The 4,448-nt window shown below is 41.4% G+C and carries 6 protein-coding genes; 4 read left to right on the plus strand and 2 right to left on the minus strand.

What is annotated here, in order from left to right:
• From QZY09_RS03230 to QZY09_RS03240, 3 genes are all read left to right on the plus strand, one after another.
• On the plus strand, window positions 1-664 hold a 664-nt coding region (locus QZY09_RS03230), incomplete at its 5' end, for a DUF4397 domain-containing protein (protein WP_295667975.1).
• A gap of 6 nt (window positions 665-670) precedes the next feature.
• Complete coding sequence (locus tag QZY09_RS03235; RefSeq protein WP_295667977.1) at window positions 671-1,396, plus strand: DUF4397 domain-containing protein; 726 nt, start codon at window positions 671-673, stop codon at window positions 1,394-1,396.
• A 110-nt stretch (window positions 1,397-1,506) separates the two neighbouring features.
• Window positions 1,507-2,163: a VTT domain-containing protein gene (locus QZY09_RS03240; RefSeq protein WP_295667980.1), complete on the plus strand. Its 657-nt coding sequence runs from the start codon at window positions 1,507-1,509 to the stop codon at window positions 2,161-2,163.
• On the opposite strand, the gene QZY09_RS03245 is transcribed toward QZY09_RS03240, so the two are convergent.
• Window positions 2,141-2,878, minus strand: a complete 738-nt coding sequence (locus QZY09_RS03245) for a TMEM175 family protein (RefSeq protein ID WP_295667982.1) — start codon at window positions 2,876-2,878, stop codon at window positions 2,141-2,143. The two genes, QZY09_RS03240 and QZY09_RS03245, sit on opposite strands and share 23 nt — an antisense overlap.
• Window positions 2,879-2,897: 19 nt before the next feature.
• Window positions 2,898-3,839 carry a zinc dependent phospholipase C family protein gene (locus QZY09_RS03250; RefSeq protein ID WP_295667983.1) on the minus strand — a complete coding sequence of 314 codons (942 nt, stop codon included), beginning with the start codon at window positions 3,837-3,839 and terminating at the stop codon, window positions 2,898-2,900.
• A 197-nt stretch (window positions 3,840-4,036) separates the two neighbouring features.
• Here QZY09_RS03250 and rpsT point away from each other — a divergent pair, with 197 nt between their 5' ends.
• On the plus strand, window positions 4,037-4,291 hold the full coding sequence (gene rpsT, locus QZY09_RS03255; protein WP_295667985.1) for a 30S ribosomal protein S20: 255 nt from the start codon (window positions 4,037-4,039) through the stop codon (window positions 4,289-4,291).
• The last annotated feature ends 157 nt before the right edge of the window (window positions 4,292-4,448 follow it).

The raw sequence follows: 4,448 nt of genomic DNA on the forward strand, positions 1-4,448 counted from the left end.
TTATATAGTCTATTTTTTTACTGCTTTGTTAGCCTTTGAATCATGTAAAAACAACGATTCGGTTATTAAAACGGTGTTATATGCAGGTGTGAACGTGGTAAATGCATCAGCTGATACGCTGAACTTTTATTTAAACGGCACCCGGCAGAACAATAGTTCGAGCTTATATCCAGGTAGTCAATCTTTTTATCTTCCGGTTCCGCAGGGAGCTGAAAATTTTCAGTTTAAAAAGGCCGGAGCATTTAATGTATTATTCAGTGTGCCGCTGACTTTGAAAGACAGTTTAAACTATTCGTTATACGTAGCGGGCGAAACGGCTGATAAATCATTTAATACAATTGATTTTTTAGATACTACAGGCACCCAAAATGGAAAAGGTACACGAATTAGGTTTGTTAATGCATCCCCAGCAGCAGGTAACCTGGACGTTACCGTTGGCGACACTCTTAGCTATACAAAGCAGCCTTTTCAATCATCATCCGGATTTCGTCTTACTGGTAGCGGTATAAAAGTAGTAAAGGTTTCCCAAACGGGATCGGCAACGGCAATCATCGACACGTCAATTGCTTTTCAGCCGGGGAGGATTTACTCGCTGGTTACGCGGGGGGCAATTAATGGTACAGGCACCGCCAAATTCAGTGTTGGCATTGTGATAAATTATTAACATGAAATGGATTCAGGAAATTTAAAGAGTAAAAACGCCCTATTTTATAAACTGGTTTTATTTGGCTTTGCATTGTTTTTTATTACGCAGATCTCCTCCTGCGGTAAATCTGGCAATGCAAGCCCGAAGGGGCTTAATATTCAATATGAGATTTTAAATTTAAGCCCGGATATGATGCCCGTCAGCTTGTTTATTGATAATAAGCAGGTTAACTCAGCCCCCTACATTTTTGGCGTAAGGCAGGGGTATTTTTATGTGCCCTCAACCGATGTGCCGTACCAGATCAGGTCGGTTCAATATTCTGGAACCACTTACCTTACCCGGTCAGATGTTTTGACAGTCAGGGCAAAATATTCTTTGTTTATTGTTGGTTCGCGGGGAGACGGTTCAGACACCACCATATTCACCGTGGATACTGCAGGTACCCCAACACCCGGCCGGGGAAAGATCAGGTTTGTTGACGCCTCGCCATCGGCTACAGGCGGCCTGGATGTTTTAGCCAATGACTCTCCTTTATTTTCTGGTGTTGCTTATCAAAAGATCAGCAAGTACATCGAATTGCCCGTAGGGAATTACGACCTCAAGATCCAGCCAACCGGCACCACTACTGTCATCAAGGAGCTAACGCCGGTAACCATCCAGGACGGGCGTTTATACACGCTATATGCTTATGGATACACTTCAAGGGCTGATACGGCAGCATTTAATGCGGCGACGATAGTTAATAAGTAGATGGGTGAGACGATAAAGCGGGAAGTTGATTAATTAGCTTTTTTGATACAGTCAATCTATAGAACTATTAACTGATTAAAATTTATATTTTTGGAAAAAAATAAATCGCCTTGGAAATTATAAAAAGCCTCATCGACTTTATCGTACATATTGACAAGCACTTGTCAGCCATTATCAGCCAGTATCATGCGCTTACCTATCTCATATTATTCGTCATTATTTTTGCTGAAACCGGTTTTGTAGTTACCCCTTTTTTACCCGGTGATTCGCTGCTTTTTGCTGCAGGCGCTTTAATAGCCGGTGGCGGTACAGGTTTAAATATTTTTATGCTGACGATTATATTGATCGCGGCGGCATTTACAGGCAATACTGTCAATTATTTACTGGGCGGATATTTTGGCCACAAGGTATTTAAACCGGAAAACAAGATATTAAAGCTGGAATATTACAATCAAACCCACGCTTTTTTTGAAAAACACGGGGCGCTTGCGGTGATCTTTAGCCGTTTTATGCCGATCATCCGTACCATTGCGCCTTTTGTTGCCGGGGTGAGCCAAATGCCGTTCCTCAAGTACAGTTTATATAACATCATCGGCGGTGCGGCGTGGATAATTGTGTTCCTTTTTTCAGGCTATTTTTTAGGTAACGTGCCTTTCTTTAAAACGCATTTTTCTATGGTAGGCATCGTGATCATCTTACTATCCATTATCCCGCCCATTTACGCGGCTATTAAAAGCAGGATGACTAAGAAGCAGGTTCAGCAATAGCTTTGAATTTTTTCCTGGCAATTTTGGCCCGAAAACTATACCAAAACCAATAGGCAGGGCCAATCAGCATATAAGTGAACCCGGAAGGGCCGGAATATTCCACAGGTACTAACCACGCTAGTAACATGGCCGTAATGCCAATAAGCGTAAGCGTTAGGTTGACGTAAATAACGGTTTGGGTTTCATATATTTCAACTGGTTTTAGCTTCAAGTCTTTGGTGTGTTTTTTTGCCGTTAGGTACATTAAATAGAACAGCAGGTTGATAGCCGTAAAACCTGCACCATAAATTAACATGAGCGCCGGCATCTGGGCGGTGCTGATCATCTCGCGGGCATGGCCGCTTTCTATAAACGAGTTATTGTCGAACAGCAGGCTAAATAAAAATTTCAGCGGGTAAGCATAAAGCAGTACAACAAAAAGGAGTGCCCCATTCAGTGTGTTGGTAGCACTATCGTGTAAACCATAGCGTCTGAAAAAGATATTCTGCTGGTTCCAGATCTGGAATAGGGCCCCGAAACAAGCGGCGAAGCTTAAGGTCCCCTTCATAGTTTCAAATAATTCGGTAAACGATTTAGGTACTTCCAGCGAAACAATGATCAGGGTTACTGCAAAGGCAAAAACGGCATCGCTGAAAGTTTCTAGCCGGGATGGTTCGTGACTGCGCCACTCGATGCGATTATTTTTATTATAAAGGACTGCCGCTTTTTTTCTCATATCAATGAGTTAAAGCTAATTATTTTCCGGCTTTGAACCAAGTTTCTTCCTTTGCGATCGTTTTGTTATCTGCCTCGCTTAGCGGTTGTTTGATGAGTTTATTAAGGTCGGGCTGCCCGGCATCCACCCAGGCCGAAAACCAATAGCTGCCGACAGCCAGAATCGCCGATCGCATCCTGCGTTCCACCATCCGGTTCAGCATTTTTTGATAGGCTTTTGAATAAGTGAAGGAATAATCCTTTACCTGTTTGTTGCTGCGCTTTACGGTAACATATTTTTTTGATGAAGGGAAAGTTTTATTCAGGATTCGCTCAAAGCGCAAAACAGAGTCGACTTCATTATAGGATGCCCGGCATATTTTAAAAGCTTCTTTCAATGGGTCGTTAATATACCGGGCTTTGCCAATATAATAGTAATAATGGTCGCCAAAAAGCTCCGGAAGCCGGCTTTCCCACAGCGCATGGATGCCCGTTTGGCGGGTTAACTGCCCGTTATAGTTTTGTGTAAGGTGCAGCGGAACATGTGCATCGGCAATATAATGGCCAAGGTTTGCCGAGGTATTTAAAATGGCGGTGGTATCATGTTCCTTAAAGGCTTTTACCAGCCGGTAATAGTTGTTTTGAATAACCCATGGCACCGTTCCATATTTGAGCAAAGTATCTGCGGAATATTTTATGGCTGCGTCATCCCAATTCTGCGGGATCTTTGCAAATGGATTTTTACCGTAGTGATCGGCATTCAGGTAATGCCGTGGTGCTTCGGTGGAGTCGACGTAACGTCTTTTATCAGCGCTAACGGCATGTTGGGTAATGTAATCAATGTTGGATTTATAAAACCCTTCCATCGCCGCAGGCAGCGTAAAAACAGCCAGCCTGTTGATGCGGTAATGCGCATAAAAACCCCAGGAGCTGGAGAGAAAGATCAATATACATCCAACGCATATCCTGAAGGCTTTTTTCATTTTCAAATATAGATGTTGGAAGGTTTTAAAGTTGAAAAGTTGTAATGTTGGGCCAATAAGTTTTATCATTTAAAAACATTCCAACCTTCAAACATTTCAACTTACAACAATAATAAAAAAGATGTTTGATTTTTAAAATAATCATCCTATATTTGCAGTCCTTAAAAATAAAAGAAAAAGAATAACAAAGCTATACAATGGCAAATCATAAATCATCATTAAAAAGGATCCGCTCTAACGCTGCGAAGCGCTTACGCAACAGGTACCAGGCTAAAACCACCAGGAACGCCATTAAAAAATTAAGAGGAACTACCATCAGGGCTGATGCGGCACCTCTTTTAACAAAAGTAATTTCGATGCTTGACCGTTTGGCCAAAAAGAATGTTATTCATAAAAACAAAGCATCGAACAATAAATCAAAGCTTACTAAATTTGTAAACGCCTTAAAATAAGGTTAACAAAATATTCGTTAAAAAGCCCGTTTCCTGACTAAGGAGATGGGCTTTTTATTTTTTTTAAAAAATCCAAACAAAATAGTACCCCTGTTTCGTATAAAGTGCTGATAGCAATAGTTGTATTTTACAACCATTTAACACTAAACACTTTGAA

Source organism: uncultured Mucilaginibacter sp., from assembly GCF_903913935.1.
Classification (GTDB): Bacteria; Bacteroidota; Bacteroidia; order Sphingobacteriales; family Sphingobacteriaceae; genus Mucilaginibacter.

Coding starts and splice junctions, on each gene's coding strand:
- QZY09_RS03235 (WP_295667977.1), top strand. CDS start 671: ATGGATTCAGGAAATTTAAAGAGTAAAAACGCCCTATTTTATAAACTG.
- QZY09_RS03250 (WP_295667983.1), bottom strand. CDS start 3,839: ATGAAAAAAGCCTTCAGGATATGCGTTGGATGTATATTGATCTTTCTC.
- rpsT (WP_295667985.1), top strand. CDS start 4,037: ATGGCAAATCATAAATCATCATTAAAAAGGATCCGCTCTAACGCTGCG.
- QZY09_RS03245 (WP_295667982.1), bottom strand. CDS start 2,878: ATGAGAAAAAAAGCGGCAGTCCTTTATAATAAAAATAATCGCATCGAG.